Source organism: Lacticaseibacillus porcinae, assembly GCF_003946305.1.
Lineage (GTDB): Bacteria > Bacillota > Bacilli > Lactobacillales > Lactobacillaceae > Lacticaseibacillus > Lacticaseibacillus porcinae.
In genome coordinates, this window is record NZ_RHNS01000010.1 from 35,881 (window position 1) to 55,892 (window position 20,012).

16 protein-coding genes are annotated in these 20,012 nt (G+C 46.9%); 6 read left to right on the plus strand and 10 right to left on the minus strand.

Translation table 11 applies throughout. The annotated features are described in order from the left end of the window. Positions 1 to 18: 18 nt before the first annotated feature. The 10 genes from ssb to dnaA all read right to left on the minus strand — a co-directional run bounded on the left by ssb (position 19) and on the right by dnaA (position 13,141). Positions 19 to 612: a single-stranded DNA-binding protein gene (gene ssb / locus EKM92_RS08785; protein ID WP_125709939.1), complete on the minus strand. Its 594-nt coding sequence runs from the start codon at positions 610 to 612 to the stop codon at positions 19 to 21. A 30-nt stretch (positions 613 to 642) separates the two neighbouring features. Continuing rightward, positions 643 to 939, minus strand: coding sequence for a 30S ribosomal protein S6 (rpsF, locus tag EKM92_RS08790; protein ID WP_054718326.1), 297 nt, complete (start codon positions 937 to 939; stop codon positions 643 to 645). Between the two features lie 204 nt (positions 940 to 1,143). Continuing rightward, a complete protein-coding gene (locus tag EKM92_RS08795) occupies positions 1,144 to 1,848 on the minus strand; it encodes an MgtC/SapB family protein (RefSeq protein WP_125709941.1) in 705 nt (234 codons plus the stop codon). Positions 1,849 to 2,553: 705 nt separating this feature from the next. Continuing rightward, positions 2,554 to 5,157 (minus strand): DNA gyrase subunit A, encoded by a 2,604-nt coding sequence (gene gyrA / locus EKM92_RS08800; protein ID WP_125709943.1) that lies wholly within the window; start codon positions 5,155 to 5,157, stop codon positions 2,554 to 2,556. 318 nt (positions 5,158 to 5,475) lie between these two features. Then, the gene (gene gyrB, locus EKM92_RS08805) at positions 5,476 to 7,437 is read right to left on the minus strand and encodes a DNA topoisomerase (ATP-hydrolyzing) subunit B (RefSeq protein ID WP_125709945.1); all 1,962 of its coding nucleotides are present in this window, start codon (positions 7,435 to 7,437) and stop codon (positions 5,476 to 5,478) included. Further along, entirely contained in the window at positions 7,430 to 8,560 is a 1,131-nt protein-coding gene (recF, locus tag EKM92_RS08810; RefSeq protein WP_125709947.1) for a DNA replication/repair protein RecF, read from the minus strand. The genes gyrB and recF overlap by 8 nt, the downstream gene beginning before the upstream one ends. After that, positions 8,557 to 8,775: a S4 domain-containing protein YaaA gene (gene yaaA, locus EKM92_RS08815; protein ID WP_125709948.1), complete on the minus strand. Its 219-nt coding sequence runs from the start codon at positions 8,773 to 8,775 to the stop codon at positions 8,557 to 8,559. The genes recF and yaaA overlap by 4 nt, the downstream gene beginning before the upstream one ends. A gap of 193 nt (positions 8,776 to 8,968) precedes the next feature. Next, complete coding sequence (locus EKM92_RS08820; RefSeq protein ID WP_125709949.1) at positions 8,969 to 10,345, minus strand: hypothetical protein; 1,377 nt, start codon at positions 10,343 to 10,345, stop codon at positions 8,969 to 8,971. A gap of 127 nt (positions 10,346 to 10,472) precedes the next feature. Continuing rightward, on the minus strand, positions 10,473 to 11,612 hold the full coding sequence (gene dnaN / locus EKM92_RS08825; RefSeq protein ID WP_125709951.1) for a DNA polymerase III subunit beta: 1,140 nt from the start codon (positions 11,610 to 11,612) through the stop codon (positions 10,473 to 10,475). Between the two features lie 173 nt (positions 11,613 to 11,785). After that, positions 11,786 to 13,141, minus strand: a complete 1,356-nt coding sequence (gene dnaA / locus EKM92_RS08830; protein ID WP_125709953.1) for a chromosomal replication initiator protein DnaA — start codon at positions 13,139 to 13,141, stop codon at positions 11,786 to 11,788. Positions 13,142 to 13,720: 579 nt separating this feature from the next. Between dnaA and rpmH the strand changes: the two genes are divergently transcribed. From rpmH to mnmG, 6 genes are all read left to right on the plus strand, one after another. Further along, positions 13,721 to 13,861, plus strand: a complete 141-nt coding sequence (gene rpmH, locus EKM92_RS08835) for a 50S ribosomal protein L34 (protein ID WP_003568442.1) — start codon at positions 13,721 to 13,723, stop codon at positions 13,859 to 13,861. A gap of 454 nt (positions 13,862 to 14,315) precedes the next feature. Next, positions 14,316 to 14,672, plus strand: a complete 357-nt coding sequence (gene rnpA, locus EKM92_RS08840) for a ribonuclease P protein component (RefSeq protein ID WP_125709955.1) — start codon at positions 14,316 to 14,318, stop codon at positions 14,670 to 14,672. A 44-nt stretch (positions 14,673 to 14,716) separates the two neighbouring features. Then, positions 14,717 to 15,550: a membrane protein insertase YidC gene (locus tag EKM92_RS08845; RefSeq protein WP_125709957.1), complete on the plus strand. Its 834-nt coding sequence runs from the start codon at positions 14,717 to 14,719 to the stop codon at positions 15,548 to 15,550. A gap of 85 nt (positions 15,551 to 15,635) precedes the next feature. Further along, positions 15,636 to 16,346, plus strand: coding sequence for an RNA-binding cell elongation regulator Jag/EloR (gene jag, locus EKM92_RS08850; RefSeq protein ID WP_125709958.1), 711 nt, complete (start codon positions 15,636 to 15,638; stop codon positions 16,344 to 16,346). Between the two features lie 142 nt (positions 16,347 to 16,488). Further along, positions 16,489 to 17,868 (plus strand): tRNA uridine-5-carboxymethylaminomethyl(34) synthesis GTPase MnmE, encoded by a 1,380-nt coding sequence (gene mnmE / locus EKM92_RS08855; RefSeq protein WP_125709961.1) that lies wholly within the window; start codon positions 16,489 to 16,491, stop codon positions 17,866 to 17,868. Positions 17,869 to 17,878: 10 nt separating this feature from the next. Continuing rightward, positions 17,879 to 19,780 carry a tRNA uridine-5-carboxymethylaminomethyl(34) synthesis enzyme MnmG gene (gene mnmG / locus EKM92_RS08860; protein ID WP_125709963.1) on the plus strand — a complete coding sequence of 634 codons (1,902 nt, stop codon included), beginning with the start codon at positions 17,879 to 17,881 and terminating at the stop codon, positions 19,778 to 19,780. Positions 19,781 to 20,012: the final 232 nt, after the last annotated feature.

The window sequence follows — 20,012 nt, forward strand, 5'->3', positions numbered from 1 at the left end:
ACTCCTTTTCAAAAGATTCTAGAACGGCAGATCATCATCCGAAATGTCGATCGGTTGGCCATTGTTGGCAAACGGATCAGCACTATTGTTATTGGCGTTACTATTGTTCGCACCAAAGTTTGGTTGGCTATTGCCACCATTATTGGATGATGGAGAAGTTGGGGCCGCGTTTTGGCTCCCACCAAAATTATTGTTTGCAGGCGCTTGTTGGCCTCCGCCGAAATTGTTTTGGTAGTTATTGCCGTTGTTTTGATTGTTCCCAGTCGCATCTTGCGGACGCTGCTCAGTGGTTGCACGCGATTCCAGCAAGGCGAAGTTCTCAACGACAACATCTGTCGTGTAAACCGTTTGGCCTTGTTGATTGGTATATTGACCGGTTTGGATATGACCCATGACCCCGATCAAAGAACCTTTACGTGTGAAATTACTGAGATTTTCAGCGCTTTTACGCCAGATGGTGCAGTTGATAAAATCAGTTTCACGTTGCCCATTGGCTCCGGAGAATTGACGATCAACTGCCAGCGTGAAACGGCCAACGGCGATCCCACTTTGGGTATAGCGCAACTCGACTTCACGCGTTAAGCGGCCGGTTAAAGAAACACTATTAATCATCCCTACGCACCCCTTCTATACAGCGAAAAATTAGTCTTCGCGCTTGACGATCATGTGACGAAGAATATCGCCAGAGATCTTGGACAAACGGTCGAATTCGTTGATCGCAGCGGCGTCATCAGCAGTTAAGTTGACGATGTGGTAAACACCTTCAGTGTACTTGCCGATAACGTATGCGAACTTACGCTTTTGCCAATCCTTGGAATCAATGATGGTAGCACCATTTTCCTTCAAAATATTGTCAAAACGTTCGATCAGCGCAGCTTTGCCTGCTTCATCCATATCTGGACGGATGATGTAGGTAATTTCATACTTGGTCGTAGCCATTGACATTTCACCTCCTTATGGACTTTGGCCCGCGTTGTTGCGGGCAAGGAGTCGGTGACCTAAAAGGCCACATACTCACAAACTAAAATACTATCATAATCTATTGTCAAATACAAACCTTTTGTGCGTTGATTTCATTGTCGCACCAGCTTGTGGCATTTGGCAAATTATAAGCCTTTTTTCCGCTGATTTTCTCCCAGCGGCTCACAAACTGACAGTTTGGATCCGCATCACGTTTTTATTTAACGACAGGTCTTCAATGATCTCAGGGAGATTCAAGTCTTTGGGCAAGCTGATCTCGTAAATATTGACGTAAATCGCTTGTTGATCATCTTGCGTCACTTGAAAGTTCACGTCATTAACTTCGATATGGTGCGCTTCAAAGTAATCTTGGATGAACTGCTTTGTGGCTACGCGATGATGATACTGAATTTCAATACGTTTCATTGCGTTCACATGGACGATCCGTTTGAGAAATACCAAAACTAAAATCACTGCCGCGGCACTGGCGACCGCAATTTCGTAATCACCCATCCCAATGGCTAAGCCTAATCCAGCAACAGCCCACAAACTCGCTGCCGTGGTCAATCCACGCACGGTGCGATGTTGCACCATAATGGTCCCAGCACCTAAAAAGCCGATCCCAGAAACCACTTGAGCGATCAACCGCGCATCATCAGCCCGCATCACGCCTGATAGTTTTGGATATTGCAAGGCAGTGTTCAACGCGTCAAAGCCGATTTCTTTTTGGACCAAAGCCATAATACATGCGCCTAAGCACACCAGCACATGGGTCTTCATACCAGCTGGACGATTCTTATGTTCGCGGTCATAACCGATCACCGCAGATACGATGATGGCTAAAAATAAACGGCCAATGATCTCGAGAAAACTCAATTTAAAGGTCATATGCGCTCCTTTCGAAATATATATACCAATATAACGTCAGTTTAGATAAATGTACTTTATTTATAAAGAATATTCAGTGTCACGATACAAAACCTTTACAATAAAATGCTGGACTTCAACTTTTTATGGTGTTATCTTGTAAGCGGTATCGAGGAGGAAGGGGCGGCTAAGGCTACGTCGTCAGTATTACTTCGCAACGAGGGGAAGTGCCTCGCAAACCGAGGAAGAGCGATCCGCAGTCAGGTGAGGTGACTCTAATGGCTGGCTCTTCCATACCAGAGTGCCGGTACTGAAGTGTCTCCTTTGGTGGACGCAAACAAGGCATACGCGGAAGTACTGCCTCATGGTGACATGAGAAGCAGGTGAAGCCTGTGAACGAACGGCAATGCAGAGCTTATTAGCGATCAAAGCGGCTAAGGTACAATAAGCCAAGGCTACGCAGACACCCACCTGATACTTAAAAGCGATCTGAACGTAATCGCATATGCAGATCCACGAAATTAGCCCTAGTTTCGTGGATTTTGTGTTGTCTTTGAAGCTATTCAAGCGATTCGCATTGATCCGTTGCCACATCGTTTTCCCGCTGTCGCTAAATATAAATAAATAAATTTCTCCCGGTAAATCTTTGCGCCTTGAGGCATGAATAAATAACACCTCAGAAAAAGACAAAAACAGCCAGTGCAAACTGGCTGTTTTTGATGGTACTTATTCGTTGTCGTCTGAATCGTCAGCTTGATCTTCCTCAGCGCGGTTCAGCAATTCGTTGACTTGCGCATCAGCATCCCCTGCTGGTGCATCACTGGAAGGTGTTGCCGCTGCATCAGTGGTTGCAGTGCTGTCAGTGGTTGCAGCAGGTGTGTTTGGATCATCAGGTTCGATTTCTTCAGCCAACTTAGCCACAGTCACGACCTTAGTCCCTGCATCAACACGCATCAAACGCACCCCTAAGGTCGCACGACCAGTTTGCGAAACGGTGTCGATGTTAAAGCGGATCATGACCCCTGCGTCGGTGACCGCCATAATATCTTCATGACCAGAAACCGTGGTGACGATGGCCAATGGCCCGTTCTTTTCGGTGACATTGGCAGTCTTGATCCCTTTACCCCCGCGGCCTTTGATCGGGTATTCAGCAGCAGCCGTACGCTTGCCATAACCTTTCTCAGAAACCACGAAAACTTCAGAATCAGGCGTTAAGACGTCGGCGCCGACCACATAATCGTCATCACGCAAGCGGATCCCACGGACACCAGTAGCTGAACGGCCCATGGAGCGCACCGAATCTTCTTTAAAGGTGACTGAGTAGCCGTTATGCGTCCCGATCAACATCGTCGCATCCCCAGTCGTTGGGATCACGCGACTAAGTTCATCGTCTGGCTTCATGTTCAAGGCGATCAACCCGTTTTTGCGGATATTCAAGAATTCCGCGACAGGCGTGCGCTTAACGATCCCGTGTTTGGTCACGAAGAACAAGTAGTCAGCGTGTTTTTCACCGTTGTTGACGTTGATCACCGTTTGGATCTTCTCGTTGTTGTCGATGCCTAACAAGTTGATGATCGGAATGCCTTTGGCGGTGCGCCCATATTCTGGGATCTCATAGCCTTTAGCGCGGTAAACTTTACCAGAGTTGGTGAAGAATAACAGCACATCATGCGTCGAAGTGGAGATCAAATGTTCCACAAAGTCGTCATCATGAACACCGGTACCTTGGACACCGCGACCACCGCGGTTTTGTAACTTGAATTCAGATTGTGGCAAACGCTTGACGTAACCATTGTGCGTCAAGGTGATGACCACTGTTTCTTCTTCGATCAAGTCTTCGTCTTCGATGTTCAAGTCTTCGCCGACCAAAAGTTCCGTGCGGCGTTTGTCGCCAAACTTCCGTTGAATTTCCAACAATTCGTCGTAAATGATTTGGTGAACTCGTTCCGGCCGAGCCAAAATATCTTTGTAATCGGCAATGGCTTTGCGAATTTCACTTAATTCATTTTCAACTTTGTCGCGTTCCAAACCAGTTAAGCGAACCAAGCGCATATCCAAAATCGCTTGGGCTTGTTTATCAGACAAAGCGTACTTGTCCATCAAAATGACTTTGGCTTTGTCGCCAGTTTCACTACCACGGATAATACTGATGATCTCATCAATATGATCTAAGGCGATCTTCAAGCCTTCCAAGATATGTTCGCGGGCTTGGGCTTTCTTCAATTCAAAAGCCGTCCGCCGACGGATCACTTGTTCTTGGTGTTCCAAGTAATATTCAAGGATCGACTTCAATGGCAACGTCTTTGGCGCGCCGTTGACGATAGCCACCATATTAAAGGAGAAGCCAGTTTGCAAAGGCGTCAACTTAAACAAGTTGTTTAAGACCACGGATGCTGACATATCGCGGCGAATATCGATGGTGATGCGCATCCCATCGCGGTCAGATTCATCGTTAAGATCAGTGATCCCTTCGATTTTCTTTTCGCGAGCAAGTTCAGCAATACGTTCCACTAACTTGGCCTTGTTGACCATGTAAGGAATTTCGGTGACGATGATGCGTTCGCGACCGTTTTTCTCGGTGACGATCTCGGTTTTAGCGCGAACCGTGATGGTGCCTTTCCCTGTTTCATAAGCGCGGCGAATACCAGATTTCCCTAGCACTAACGCCCCAGTTGGGAAGTCAGGCCCTGGCAAAGCGGTCATCAAGTCAGCAGTGGTGGCTTCTGGATTGTCCATTAAAATGTGCAACGCAGAAATCACTTCAGCTAAATTGTGCGGTGGAATGTTGGTGGTCATCCCCACGGCGATCCCAGTGGCACCGTTGACTAACAAGTTAGGAAAACGTGCCGGCAAAACCACTGGTTCTTTTTCTGTGCCATCATAGTTATCTTGATAGTCGATGGTGTCTTTGTTGATGTCGCGCAACATTTCCATGGTGATCTTACTCATCCGCGCTTCAGTGTAACGCATCGCAGCGGCACCATCACCATCAACTGACCCAAAGTTCCCGTGGCCGTCGACTAACATGTAACGGTAAGAGAAGTCTTGCGCCATGCGCACCATGCCTTCGTAAATCGATGAGTCACCATGTGGGTGGTATTTCCCCATGACATCCCCGACGATACGAGCGGACTTTTTGTATGGCTTATCAGGGGTCACCCCAAGTTCATTCATCCCATACAAGATCCGGCGCTGCACTGGCTTGAGGCCATCGCGCACATCAGGCAAAGCCCGGGCGACGATCACACTCATGGCATATTCCAGAAACGATGTTTTCATCGTTTTGGCCAAATTAACAGTCGTGATCCGACTTTCTTGGCGGTCATCCATATGCTGCATTGCTCCTTTCAATTCATCATGACGTTTAAGTTTGAAATTCTTTGTTTAGGTGTCGAAAAATTCTGGACTCCAGGTCGATTCAATCATTGATCAGCTTAACTCGCAGGCAGTTGGAAATTTAGGCTGGAAGCTGGTCAGTGCGACATGGTGAGATTTCCGTTGGCGGTTTACCACCTACGGAAAGCCGCAGGGAAAGATCCACTTGGATCAGTCGCGTTGCGCCTGATCCAAGTTAGCTTTCCCGAGGACCCTCACCATGTCGTGCTGTGCCAGCTGGAAGCCTAAATTTTCAACTGCCGAAGCTCATAGTTAAGCATCAATGTTTTTGGCATCGACATAAACCGCGTTGTCTTCGATAAACTTGCGGCGTGGTTCGACTTTATCGCCCATCAACATTTCAAAAATGCCATCTGCGGCTTCAGCGTCTTCTGGTGATACCCGCAACAAGCGGCGCTTATCAGGATCCATCGTAGTTTCCCACAATTGACTGGCATCCATTTCACCAAGCCCTTTATAACGCTGAATTTCAGGTTTCGGACTTGGTTGCAGCGTCCCTAATACTTCTTCAAGTTCTTCATCAGAGTCGATGTAGCGCATCATTTTACCTTGGCGGATCCGATACAAAGGCGGTTGGGCGATGTAGACAAAGCCGGCATCAAGCAGTGGCCGCATGTAACGATAGATCAACGTCAATAACAACGTCCGAATGTGGGCGCCATCGACATCGGCATCAGTCATGATGATCAATTTGTGATAACGGGCTTTTTTAACATCGAATTCTTCGCCAAAACCAGTGCCCATCGCCGTAAACAGCGTCCGAATTTCTTCGTTAGCCAAAATACGTTCCATTGAGGCTTTTTCGACGTTTAAGATCTTCCCACGAATCGGTAAGATTGCTTGGGTCAACCGCGAACGACCAGACTTTGCAGAACCGCCGGCGGAATCCCCTTCGACAATGAACAATTCTGAGATCTCAGGATCTTTACTGGAGTTATCGGCCAACTTACCAGGTAAGTTAGAGATTTCCAAACCAGACTTTTTGCGGGTGACTTCGCGGGCACGCTTAGCGGCAGCACGGGCTTTTGACGCAAGCATCGCTTTGTCAACGACTTGGCGGGCTTGTGTTGGATGTTCCATCAAGTACTTGGCAAAATGCTCTGAGAAGGTCCGGTCAGTGACCGTCCGTGCATCAGCGTTACCAAGCTTGGTCTTGGTCTGCCCTTCAAATTGTGGATCTGGATGCTTGACAGAAACCACAGCGGTCATGCCTTCACGGACATCTTCACCAGACAAGGCGTCGTCGTTGTCTTTAAGTTGCCCTGACTTATGCGCATAATCATTGATTACTCGCGTCAAAGCAGACTTAAAGCCAGTTTCATGAGTCCCGCCTTCATAGGTATGGATGTTGTTGGCAAAAGTCATCAAGTTGGTGTGATAGTCTTGGGTATAATCCAACGCCACTTCCACCGTAATGCCTTTGGCTTGGCCTTCAACATAAATCGGTTCTTCTAAGACATTGGTTTTACCTTTATCCAAAAAGTCGACATATTCTTTGATCCCACCTTCATAGTGGAACACCAGCTTTTCAGCCGTGTCAGCTCGCTTGTCGGTGAAAGTCAACTTCAACCCTTTGTTCAAAAAGGCCAGCTCGCGGATCCGCTGCGTTAAGATCTTGTCATCATAAGTGGTGGTTTCCGTGAAAATATCGGGATCGGGAATAAAGTGAACTTTGGTGCCATGGGCATGCTCTGGGGCATCGCCAATGACTTTCATTTTGGTGTTCACTTTGCCGCGGGTGAAGTCCATGTAATAATACTTGCCGCCGTGGCTAACAGTGACGTCAAGTTTAGTGGACAAGGCGTTGACGACTGACGCGCCGACACCATGCAACCCACCAGAAACTTTGTATCCGCCGCCGCCGAATTTCCCACCGGCGTGCAAAATGGTAAACACAGTTTCAAGGGCAGGCAAGCCAGTTTGGCGTTGGATATCAACTGGGATCCCACGACCATCATCAAAAACAGTAATGGAATTATCTGGTTCAACCGTCACATCGATAGTGGTAGCAAAACCTGCTAACGCTTCATCGATCCCGTTATCAATAATTTCCCAAACCAAATGATGGAGACCTTGTTGGGAAGTGGAGCCAATATACATACCAGGACGCTTGCGAACGGCTTCTAGGCCTTCAAGCACCTGAATTTGGCTGGCATCATATTCAGCTGCCTTTTCTTCTTTGGCTTCGATTTGGGCTTCTTCTTTATCAGTCACCGCTAGTTTCCTCCTTCATGAGCTGGCCGTCTTTCACATAAAAGACTGCCGGCGTATCGATTATTTCTTGTGCGATCCCATCCAAACTCGTTGTGGTCAAAAACGTTTGGACTTTATTTTGAATCGCTTTGAGTAAATGGGTTTGGCGATCATCATCGAGTTCTGATAACACATCATCCAGCAATAACACCGGATATTCGCCAGTTTGAGCTTTCATCAAATCAATTTCAGCGAGTTTCACTGCCAAGGCAGTGGTGCGCTGTTGTCCTTGACTACCGAAGTTGGCGACGTTTTTATCATTGACGATAAAAGCGACATCATCGCGGTGCGGACCCACTAGTGTTGTGCCTAACATCAACTCACGCTCACGATGTTTGGCTAACAAGTCTAAAATTGCCGCTTTAGCAAGCGCGACATCCCCGCGGGCCGCTTCTGGCACTTGGGAAACATATTGAAAGGTCAGCACTTCATGATTTTTCGTGATGTCTGCATGGATTTTCGCCGCAAATGTCGCCATTTGTTGCAGTAGTGCTTGCCGTCGCGTCACAATTTCAGCGCCGGCAGTCGCCAATTGATCCGACAATACCTCTAAAAACATCAGGTCTTTGGCTTGATGCAACCGCAGTTGTTTCAAGTAAGCATTGCGCTGTTTCAACGCAGTGCGATAAGCAGTCGACTCTTGCAAATACTTCACGCTCATTTGACCAAATTCCATGTCGATGAACCGCCGGCGATTCGCTGGACTGCCTTTGACAATGGCAAGGTCTTCTGGCGCAAACAACACCACATTGAAATGTCCCACATAACTGGACAGCCTAGGCTGTTCGATCCGATTGAGACGCGCTTTTTTCCCTTGAGTGGAAATGATCAATTCCAATTGTTGCGAACCAGTCGCTTTTTCAACTTGGCCTTGGATCTTGGCAAAATCACTGCCAAATTTGATCAGCTCTTTATCATTGTTGGTGCGATGGCTCCGCGCTAACGCTAACACGTACACTGACTCTAGCAAATTGGTTTTGCCTTGAGCATTCGACCCGATCAACACGTTGATTTGAGGCGAAAAATCAGTGTCCACCGCAGGATAATTGCGATAATTTTTTAGCGTTAGATGCGCTAACCTCATCCAGCTTGAACCACGGTGATCACCGTGTTGTCAGGCAAAGTTGCGGTATCGCCTGCACGCAATTTCCGACCGCGGCGGGAATCTTCTTCCCCATTGACCAACACGCGGTTTTCCGCCAGGAACCACTTTGCCTGACCACCAGAATCAATGATGCCAGCATCTTTTAACAACTGACCTAGCGTAATGTATTCAGTCGAGATCTCAACTGTTGCCATTCGTTGCCCACTCCTTTTGTCGTTTGAATAATACTACCTATATAGTATACCGTTTTTGTGAGCAAAACTCAATGACATGACGCAATATACGGCGGTTTCAGCCGACTTTAAGCGAATCTAGTATCGGGGCACGTACACCCCCTTAAAAACGCAAATTTGGCCAAATGTACGCATTCAGCCAAATTTGCGTTTTTTACGGACCAGAGATCGCTTGAATTTGGATCTCGGCTTGATAATGTCCTGCTTTAGCCAGCGGTTGTTGTTGAAACACCCAGTCGATCTGTGACAATGGCAACAGTTGTTGGCCGTTATAACTTGCTGAATAAGGTTGCGTCGGCGTGATCAACGTACCATTCGGCCACTTAAGATCAGCTTGTAGCCTCGCACCATCAGCCTGTTTTAAATTGCTGATATTTATGGTGAGGCGCCACATGCCTGGTTGATTCACTTGCCAATCAGCAAGGCCAGCATTTACTGTGACCGGACCTTGAATGATTGCTGGTAAGGAGACAGTGGCGTTAGCTGGTGGTAGCAACGATTGAGTGAATGGTTGACTCGAAGGTCGATAGACATAAGTGATGACTGAGCTTCGATATTCAACCGTTGACTGCGCATTTGAATACCGAAGTACCAACTGCAATGAGCCACTTGCTTTTTGAACCTGCGCAGCGTTGAGACTCGGCGTATCCGTCACAATGTCTGGCATGGTGATATCAGGAACTTGCTGATGGAATTTCCAGACAAATTCTAACTTGGTACCAGGATTTGGTTTTATATAATCAAAGTCTAAGATAAGTGGTTGACCATTTGTCAAAGTGATCGGTAACAATCCAAATTGTTGCGTTGCGACGCCACCGGCGACGGTTAACTGCAGTTGTCCTGCGCTTAATCTGATACTTTCGATAGCAGTAGTATCTACACTCGAAGGCGTCACCATATAAAACGATGGCGTAGATGGCCACTTAAATGCACTTGAACTTATCGTTGACGTTATCGTGCCGTCTTCAACCGTTACTTCACCATAAAGATGGTGCCACAATACTAATTGAGGCAACGGACTAAGGATTGCTTTAAAGCTGGTATCTGCCCAAGTAATCGCTGAAATTTGTTCTCTTGCGTGTAAAATCATTTCAGTTTCATAGTTATTGCTATCTTGATTGATGTTCATTACTATCTTTAAAGCATAATCGCCAGTGCTATTAGTTCGGACGATGATACCTAATCCGCCTGTGTTAATAGCGCCGAGGCTTAGTTCTGATGGTGTTGCGAATTCTAATTGAGATGGGTTAGTTATAGGTTGAACTGGTACGCCCTTTCCGTTTACTGTCACGTGGTAACTTGCTTGACTTAATTCCGAGGGCTTAAGTGGACCACCTGGCAAATATGCAATCGGAATTATCGCCACAGAATTATCGGCCTTGATCCACAGATCCTTGGGTGGTCGAAACACCATCCCGCCTTGAATCGGATCGTAATCTGGTGGCAAAGGTTGCGTTTCTGCGTGCACGGTAGATAAACCGACAAACCAAAAGCTCACCCACAGCAACAACACGCCTAAGAGCTTTTTCATTGAAATGACCTCCTCTTTTATAAATTACGCAAAAGAAGGCAGAACCATTTTTTACAGTTCAAATACAAACTTGGCCAAATAAAAAAAAACGCCGCAACCGCGACGTTTTGGTGAAGCAATTACCGATTTAGAAAGTCCGCACCGGCGTGATCAGTTGAATGAAGTGTTCATGATCTTCAGATGGCACCAAGGTAAATGGGCGTAGTGGTGCGGTGAAGTCGATTTCGATGGTTGCTTGGCCAAAGCCTTGCAGCGCATCTTTCATGTAGTCAGGGTTGAAGGAAATTTCCAAATCATCCCCGGCCAAGCTGTTGAAAGTCAACGCTTCTTCGACATTCCCGACATCAGGAGAGTTCCCGTAGATCACTGCACTTTGTTCTTGAGCATTCAAGTTCAACCGCACGACGTTGTTGCTGGATTCATGACTCAACAAGCTGGCCCGTTGAATTGCAGCCAGCAATGCTGGGGCATCGAATTCGATTTGAGTCGTGGAGCTAGTTGGGATCAAGCGACTCGTATCTGGATAGTTACCTTCCAGCAAACGCGAATAGAAGTTGGTTTGGCCAGCGACAAACAAGACTTGGTTTTCAGCAAAACGCATTTCAACTGTTTGAATGTCATCAGTCAACATTCGGCCAAGTTCGATCAACGACTTCCCTGGAATGATCACATCATATTGAGAGTCTGCCGCAGCAGGCAATTCGATGGTGCGTTGCGCCAAGCGATGAGAATCTGTGGCGACAGCTAACAGTTGGCCATCAGAAATGATCACATGCACACCAGTTAAGATCGGACGACTTTCTTGGTTGGACACCGCAATAACGGTTTGGTTGATCAATTGCTTCAACACATCAGCAGGCACTTGCAAAGGTTGTGGGTTCACGATTTCTGGCAAATGTGGGTAGTTGTTGGCATCTAACCCGTTGATCGTAAATTCACTAGAACCTGAAGTGATCACTGTTTGGAAGTTATCTTGAACGTCGACAGTCATTTTGGCATCTGGCAAGCGCTTGACCACTTCGTTAAAGATCCGTGCTGGCAAAACAATGCTACCAGTCGATTCGATTTGCAAGTCGTTGGTTTCGGCATCAGCGTCGATGCGTGCTTCGATAGAAATATCAGCATCGCTACCCGTTAACACTAAGCCGTTATCAGAAAGCACTAACTTCAATCCGGTTAAAATCGGGATCGTGGTTTTGCTTGAGATCGCTCGCGATACGTCGTTGAGTTTTTTAATAAAGGTGGCACGCGTGATGGTGAATTTCATGACAGTCCTCCTGTAGGTGCAGTGTAAATAGAATAAAAGCTTTTAAGTAATAGTAGTAGGCCTTGGGGATGCTGTGGAAAACTTTGCGAAACAACGTTGCATTCTGTTATCCCCTTGTGGATAAGTCAAACGGATAAGTCCGGTCGTTTTGAAAAGTTGTCCACATAGCCAAATCAGCCGCGATTTTTGAGGCGGTTCTTGAGTTCTATAATTTCAGTTTTCAATTGCTCATCAAGGCCCATTTGTTCGGCGATTTTTTCATGGGCGTGAATGACCGTCGTGTGGTCTTTGCCACCGAACTCGGCGCCGATCTTTGGTAATGATGAGTCGGTCATTTCACGAGACAAGTACATCGCAATTTGCCGCGGCATGACGATTTGTTTGACGCGCTTTTTACCTTTGAGTTCAGATACCGTGACGCTGTAGTATTTGGCGACGACTTGTTGGATCTGGCCGATGGTCAAGGCGGCGTCTTTATCCGATAACTTCAAACTCTTTAACGCGTCTGCAGCTAAACTAGTGGAAATATCAGAGTGATTCATCGTCGCGTAAGCTTGCACGCGCACCAAAGCCCCTTCAAGTTCCCGGACGTTAGAATCGATTTGCCCGGCGATGTAAGAAAGCGTATCGTCTGGGATCACCAAATGTTCTGCGTCTGCTTTATTGCGCAAAATCGCGATCCGCGTTTCCAAATCAGGTGGGGTGATATCGACGGATAACCCCCAAGCAAACCGCGACACTAACCGTTCTTGTAACTTGGGGATCTCGCTTGGCAAACGGTCTGACGTCAACACGATTTGTTTTTTGTTTTCATATAAGGCATTGAACGTATGGAAGAATTCTTCTTGGGTGGCTTCTTTTTCACCAAAAAATTGAATATCGTCGACTAAAAGTAAATCGACATTGCGGTATTCTTGCCGGAACTGTTCTTGTTTTTTGGTTTGGATCGAGTTGATGAAGTCATTGGCAAAGGCTTCTGACGTCACATATTTCACGTTGGCATTAGGTTTGTATTCCACCAATTGGTGGCCGATAGCTTCCATTAAGTGAGTTTTCCCTAAACCGACGCCACCATAAAGAAACAGCGGATTGTACAACATCCCTGGTTCTTCAGAAACGACTAACGCTGCAGCATGGGCCATTTGGTTGCCTTTGCCAGTGACAAACGTTTCAAACGTGTATTTCGGATTGAGGTGGGTGGTTTCCTTATAGGTAGGGACCACTTTTTTGACTTCTGGTTCAGGCTCAGCATTGCCTAACCCGATCACTTCATCAGGTAAAGAGCCGGTGATTTCAATGACAGGATTGATCTCTAAGTTGTTGTAGGCAAAAGCCCATTCCACGACTTTGGTGACTAAGCGTTTCTCCCAATAGTTTTTGTGTAATTCCGAAGGGACGCCGATGGTTAATGTATTGCCTGTGAGGCGTACAGGTTTGGCATCTTTGATCCAGGTACTATACCCGGTCGCAGTCAAACTTGCGCGGAATTTATCTTGTAAATACGCCCACAGTTCTTCGATTGTTGGCACCCTAAACCCTCCTTTCACGTACAAAAGCTGTACGCGCGGCGTTTGCTTCACGTTGATGTATAAATATTCAACCAAAAAAGCGCAAAGCATCGCGACATTAAGTTTAGCATTTTCTCAATTAGTTTTCCACAAGCAAAGTAGTTTTCCACACAATTCGCAACATGAGGAAAAGTTCACCCACACCCATGTTAAAAACTTTTCCACAAGGTCGTGAGCAACTCATGAACATCAGCGGATTTCGGTGAGTTGTCCACAAATTCAGAAAATTGAACAAGCCCATTAGAACGCATGTTTCACAAGTTATAAACAAGTTAAAAACAGCCTGTGGAAAACTTCTGAACAGGGATGTGAACTTGCGGAAAACCTGCGCGTATCTTGTGGATGACCGTGAAAGTGAAAAATCGCCTTTTGACAACTTATACACAGGTTTTCTACAAATTTCAGTTTTCTGTGGAAAAGAAAATTCCGGGATTATAACACCAAATGCTTGACGTGACTACCAGTCATCCGTATAATGGGATAATGTTTGATAAGTAAACAAAGTTACTGAAAATAGTATTCTAAATAGGAGGTGCTACCATGACCACTAAACGGACATTTCAACCAAAGAAGCGTCATCGCGAACGCGTCCATGGCTTCATGAAGCGTATGAGCACGAAGAACGGCCGTAAAGTTTTAGCTCGTCGTCGCGCTAAGGGACGTAAAGTATTATCTGCCTAAAAACTCCACTGACCGCGTCAGTGGTTTTTTTTTGCAAATTCGTTGCCTGATCAATTGACTCCGCGCTGGGTGCTGGCACTGCATCAGTTGTTCGGTTTCGTCGATTGCACATTAGATGACTGGTTGATCAGTAATTATTGTGATGAACGATTGATCTTGCAGTGTGAGTTGGTTGAAACGGAAGGCTGGTCGGTGGCACATAGCGAGATTCTGCTTAGCGATTTATCGCTTAGCAGAAGCCGCAGACAAAGATCCGGCTGGTGGCGAGCATAGTGAGACATCCAGACTAGCTTTGTCGAGGACCCTCGTTATGTGCCGCCGGCCATGCTTGGAGTTTCGACCGACTTCACCAATTCAGGTGACAATTCAACATATTACATAGGAAATACTAAGAAACTAATGCGTCAAATCGTCGCATCTTGTATACTTAAGGACAGATTGTGAGGGAGATTTCGTGCGTAAGTCGTATCGCATCAAAAAAGAAGCTGAATTTCAAGATGTGTTTGATCACGGGCAGTCGGTGGCTAACCGTAATTTCGTGATCTACCACCTGCAACGAGATCAACCACATTTTCGGGTGGGCATTTCAGTGGGGAAAAAAGTCGCGCATTTTGCTGTTGGTCGCAACCGGATCAAACGCTATGTGCGCCAAAGCCTATTGGAATTAAAACCAGAAATCGATCCGCAAGCGGATTTTTTGGTGATCGCTCGCCGTGGTGCGGCCAAGCTTGATATGGCCCAAACCAAGAAAAACTTGATCCACGTGTTGACGTTAGCTGGCATACTTGCTGACGACGTTGACATCATCTAGTCGCACGCATCATTGCGTGACACGTTGACGAAAGAGGGATTCACGTGAGTAAGAAAACCGTTAAGCGGCTGGGGGCAGTCTTTGCTTTGATGGCAATGGCTGTCGTGCTGACGGCGTGTGGCACTTCTACTGTCACTGCCAACAGTACCGGCTTTTGGGATCGTTACGTTATTTATAACGCTGGTCAATTCATTTTATGGTTAGCGAAGTTCTTTGGCGGCAATGCTGGGGTCGGGATCATCATCTTCACCTTGTTGATCCGGATCATCATTTTCCCATTGAGTTATATTTCATTGAAGTCGATGGGCAAGCAGCAAGAAATTGCCCCGCAACTCAAAGAACTTCAACAAAAATATAAGTCCAAAGATACTGAGACCCAAAAGAAGCTCCAACAAGAAACGCAAAAGCTTTACGCTGAAGAAGGGATCAACCCGATCATGGGTTGCTTGCCATTAGCGATTCAAATGCCATTCTTGTTTGCCTTGTATCAAGCCATTTACCGTACCGATGCGTTAAAGACTGGGCATTTCTTGTGGGTCAACTTAGCACAACCTGATCCTTATTTCATCATGCCGATCTTAGCGGCGATCTTCACCTTGCTGACTAGTTTGGTGTCGACGTTGGCCCAACCACAACGCACAACGATGTCTTGGGCGATGGTTGCCATTTCGCCTTTGATGATTTTATTCATGGCGTTCCAATTCCCAAGTGCCTTAGCGATTTACTGGGTGGTTACCAACGCCTTCTCCTTGGCCCAAACGTTCTTGATCCAAAATCCATTCAAGTTACGTCGCCAGCGTGAAGCTAAAGCCCAAGCCGCTAAAGACAAAGAAAAAGCGAAACGTAAAGCCCTTAAAAATGCCTTGCGCAAGCGTTAATTAAACTTAAACGAGGCCCAGACACGTGTATCAGTCTCGGCCTCGTTTTCGATTTTTTGTGAGAATTTCAACCTCGGAGGACATTATGCCGACTTTTCAAGGCACCACCATTCAAAAAGCGATCGACCAAGGCTTACAAAGTTTAGGCGTTGCCCGCGATGCCGTTAGCGTCGATGTGATTCAAGAAGGCAAAAAAGGGTTATTCGGTTTAGGGAAAAAAGCCGCGATCGTCAACTTAAAGCCGTTGGTGATCGCCCCAGAACCAAAACCTGCGCCAAAGCCTAAGCCTGCGCATCACGTGCATTTGCCACATGCCGCAAGCGATAAACGTCAACGCGACGATCAAACCGCGATCGCCTTGGTGCAAAGTTATTTAGAAGATATCATTCGCCAACTACAAATCACAGCAACTATTGATAGCCAACGCAAAGGTGATAAAGTCTGGTTTGACGTGGTCACTGACAAAGAAGCGCAGTTGATCGGCAAACACGGTAAGATCATCAATGCGATTCAATATTTAGCCCAAACCGAATTTAATCGTTATGGCAAAGCCAAATGGACGATCATGGTCAATGTCGGGGATTATCGTGAGCGTCGCGATGCTGCAGTCAAACGCCTCGCCCAAAAAACTGCGCGAGACGTCGTGGCCACAGGTGCTGCGGTGTACTTAGATCCGATGCCAGCGTTTGAACGCAAAGCGATTCATTCCGCCTTGTCAGATAACGCTTATGTGGAGACCCATTCCGAAGGCGTTGATCCTAGACGGTATGTGGTGATCACACCAGCAAGACATTAAACTTGCCAAACACTGACTTTTTGTATACAATGAGTTCAAATTAATCGATGAAGTAGTCAAAGTGCTTTGTCCAATTTGCGAGACCCTATTTGGCGTCCGCAAGTTGGATGGTGCACTTTTTTGTTTGAAAGGAAGCTTAATCTTGCCATCAACCATCACAGAATATGACACCATTGCAGCGATTTCCACGCCGCCTGGTGAAGGGGCCATCAGTATTGTCCGCTTAAGCGGTGAAAATGCCGTCCAAACTGCCGAAACGCTGTTCAAAGGCAAAGACTTGACCAAAGTGGCCAGCCATACCATTAATTATGGTCATATTTTAGATCCAGATGATCACCAAGTGGTTGATGAAGTAATGGTCAGCGTGTTGCGTGCACCAAAAACTTACACCCGCGAAGATATGGTCGAAATCAATTGTCACGGTGGCATCGTCCCAACGAACCGCATTTTACAATTGTTGTTAGGCCAAGGTGCAAGGCTCGCTGAACCAGGTGAATTCACCAAACGCGCCTTTTTAAATGGTCGCGTTGACTTAACGCAAGCAGAATCGGTGATGGACTTGATCCGCGCCAAAACCGATCGCGCGATGCAAGTGGCAGTCGATCAACTGGATGGCGATTTACGCCGGTTGATCACGAATTTGCGCCAAGAGATCTTAGAAGTGTTAGCGCAAGTCGAAGTCAACATCGACTATCCCGAATACGATACGGATCAAATGACCACCCAAATGCTCAAAGAAAAAGCAGAGATGGTGTTAGCTAAAGTCGACGAATTGTTGCAAACCGCTAGCCAAGGGAAAGTCTTACGCGAAGGATTAGCCACAGCCATCGTTGGGCGGCCAAATGTCGGGAAATCCAGCTTGTTGAACCACATGTTGCATGAAGACAAAGCGATTGTCACAGATGTTGCCGGCACCACGCGTGATGTGTTGGAAGAATATGTTAACGTTCGCGGCGTGCCGTTGAAGTTGATCGACACTGCTGGGATCCGCGATACCGAAGACAAAGTCGAAAAAATCGGCGTTGCCCGCTCACGCAAAGCGATCACCCAAGCAGATCTGATTTTATTGGTGTTAGATGCGTCACAGCCGTTAACGTCAGAAGACCTTGAATTGCTTGACGCCACTGCAGATAAACAACGGATCGTGGTGTTGAACAAACAAGATTTACCAGTGCAAATGGACTTAGGCGATCGCGTCGACCAATCGCAAATCGTTCGCACCTCGATCACCACTGGTGCTGGGGTGGCGGCATTAGATACCAAAATCGCTGATTTATTCAATGATGGGATCGAAAATTCGCAAACCACATTGATGGTATCTAACAGTCGTCAAATCGGGTTATTACGGCAAGCGAAGGTCAGCTTACAAGCCGTCCTTGATGGCATTCAAGCTGGCATGCCGATCGATTTGGTCCAAATCGATATGACCGCAGCCTGGGACAAACTCGGTGAGATCACTGGGGATGCCGCACCAGATGAGTTGATCACGCAGTTATTCTCACAATTTTGTTTAGGGAAGTAAAGGAGCAGTTATGCCAGAAGTTCGTGAATATGCAGCAGCAGACTATGACGTTGTCGTCGTCGGTGCCGGGCATGCAGGTTGTGAAGCCGCATTAGCCTCAGCGCGAATGGGCAACCACACCTTGCTGATCACCATCAGCTTGGAAATGTTAGCCTTCATGCCATGTAACCCAAGTGTCGGCGGCCCAGCCAAAGGCATCGTCGTACGTGAAATCGACGCCCTTGGTGGTGAAATGGGTCACAACATTGATAAAACTTACATTCAAATGCGGATGCTCAACACTGGTAAAGGCCCAGCAGTCCGCGCTTTGCGGGCCCAAGCTGACAAAGCCGCTTACCATCGTAGCATGAAAGCGACCATCGAAGCAGAACCAAACTTGGATTTGCGCCAAGGGTTAGTAGAACGCTTATTAGTTGAAGATGGCGTTTGTGTCGGCGTTGTGGCCGCCACTGGTGCGCAATATCGCGCCAAAAGTGTGGTGTTAACTGCTGGGACTTCCAGTCGAGGGAAAATCATCATCGGCGAGTTGATGTATTCCTCAGGTCCTAATAACTCATTGCCAAGCATCAAGTTATCTGAAAGTTTGGAAGACAACGGCTTTAAGCTCCGTCGTTTCAAAACTGGGACCCCACCGCGTGTGGTAGGCAACTCGATTGATTTTTCCAAAACTGAAGAACAACCAGGCGACACCACCCCACATCACTTCAGCTTTATGACTCCTGATTCCATGTATTTAAAAGATCAATTGTCTTGCTGGATGACTTACACCAATGGCACGACACATGATATCATTCGTCAAAACCTCGATCGCGCGCCAATGTTTTCTGGTGTGATCAAAGGCGTCGGCCCTCGTTATTGCCCATCGATCGAAGACAAAGTGGTGCGTTTTGCTGACAAGCCGCGTCATCAATTGTTCTTGGAACCAGAAGGCCGCGATACTGACGAATATTACGTCGGCGACTTCTCAACCTCCATGCCAGAAGAAGTCCAATTGAAAATGTTGCACTCGGTTGCCGGTTTGGAACACGCAGAATTAATGCGTCCAGGTTATGCGATCGAATATGACATCATTGAACCTTGGCAGTTGACTGCGACTTTGGAAACCAAAGTCGTCAAAAACTTATTTACTGCTGGTCAAATGAATGGCACTTCCGGCTATGAAGAAGCCGCTGGTCAAGGTTTGATCGCCGGAATCAATGCTGGTTTACGCGCCCAAAACAAGCCTGGCTTCACCTTAAAGCGTTCAGATGCCTACATCGGCGTCATGATCGATGATTTGGTGACTAAAGGCACCAACGAACCTTATCGTTTGTTGACCTCTCGTGCAGAATACCGGTTGATTTTGCGTCATGATAACGCCGATCTGCGTTTGACAGATATGGGTCGCGAGTTAGGGTTGATCTCAGATGCCCGCTACGCCCAATTCACCGCTAAAAAGGCGGCTATCGCTGCAGAAAAAGCGCGTTTGGAAAACACCCGCTTAAAGCCTAAAGACGTCGCTGACTTTCTTGAGGCTCACCATATGCCTGCGTTAAAAGATGGTGTGTTAGCAAGTGACTTCTTGAAGCGTCCAGAAGTTACTTATGCTGATCTCGTTGAAATTATTCCTGCAGTTGCACCAGTTGATCGTTACGTCGCTGAAGAAGTGGAAGTCCAGATCAAATACGCTGGCTACATCGACAAGGAAATGCAAAGCATTGCCAAACTCAAGCGCATGGAAGCCAAGAAGATCCCTGATAACATCGATTATGAAGCTATCAGCGGTTTAGCGACTGAAGCCCGTCAAAAGCTCACCAAGATCCAACCAGAGACGCTAGCGCAAGCCAGCCGCATCTCCGGCGTCAACCCTGCAGATGCTGCGATCTTATCGGTTTATATCGAACAAGGGAAAATCGCTAAAGTGCACGCCTAAACAAAAACCGTCGAGTCGATTGTGACTCGGCGGTTTTTTGCTGTCGTTGTCCAGCAGCGTAAGTGTTTCAGCAAACTATACTAAAATGCCTCCGGCACGAAAATCTGTGGTCTCCGACGATTTGGCGTCACTGCGGTGAATTGGACAAGTTGCCGTGCGGCCGTCTGCAGAAATCGGCAAAGACCGCCGATGTTCTTGCGACTAAAATATGAACCAAAGAAAAGCACTTTGT

Excerpts from the sequence above, each read along its gene's own strand:
- ssb (WP_125709939.1), bottom strand. The coding sequence starts at position 612 with ATGATTAATAGTGTTTCTTTAACCGGCCGCTTAACGCGTGAAGTCGAG.
- rpsF (WP_054718326.1), bottom strand. The coding sequence starts at position 939 with ATGGCTACGACCAAGTATGAAATTACCTACATCATCCGTCCAGATATG.
- EKM92_RS08795 (WP_125709941.1), bottom strand. The coding sequence starts at position 1,848 with ATGACCTTTAAATTGAGTTTTCTCGAGATCATTGGCCGTTTATTTTTA.
- gyrA (WP_125709943.1), bottom strand. The coding sequence starts at position 5,157 with ATGGATGACCGCCAAGAAAGTCGGATCACGACTGTTAATTTGGCCAAA.
- recF (WP_125709947.1), bottom strand. The coding sequence starts at position 8,560 with ATGAGGTTAGCGCATCTAACGCTAAAAAATTATCGCAATTATCCTGCG.
- yaaA (WP_125709948.1), bottom strand. The coding sequence starts at position 8,775 with ATGGCAACAGTTGAGATCTCGACTGAATACATTACGCTAGGTCAGTTG.
- EKM92_RS08820 (WP_125709949.1), bottom strand. The coding sequence starts at position 10,345 with ATGAAAAAGCTCTTAGGCGTGTTGTTGCTGTGGGTGAGCTTTTGGTTT.
- dnaN (WP_125709951.1), bottom strand. The coding sequence starts at position 11,612 with ATGAAATTCACCATCACGCGTGCCACCTTTATTAAAAAACTCAACGAC.
- rpmH (WP_003568442.1), top strand. The coding sequence starts at position 13,721 with ATGACCACTAAACGGACATTTCAACCAAAGAAGCGTCATCGCGAACGC.
- jag (WP_125709958.1), top strand. The coding sequence starts at position 15,636 with ATGCCGACTTTTCAAGGCACCACCATTCAAAAAGCGATCGACCAAGGC.
- mnmG (WP_125709963.1), top strand. The coding sequence starts at position 17,879 with ATGCCAGAAGTTCGTGAATATGCAGCAGCAGACTATGACGTTGTCGTC.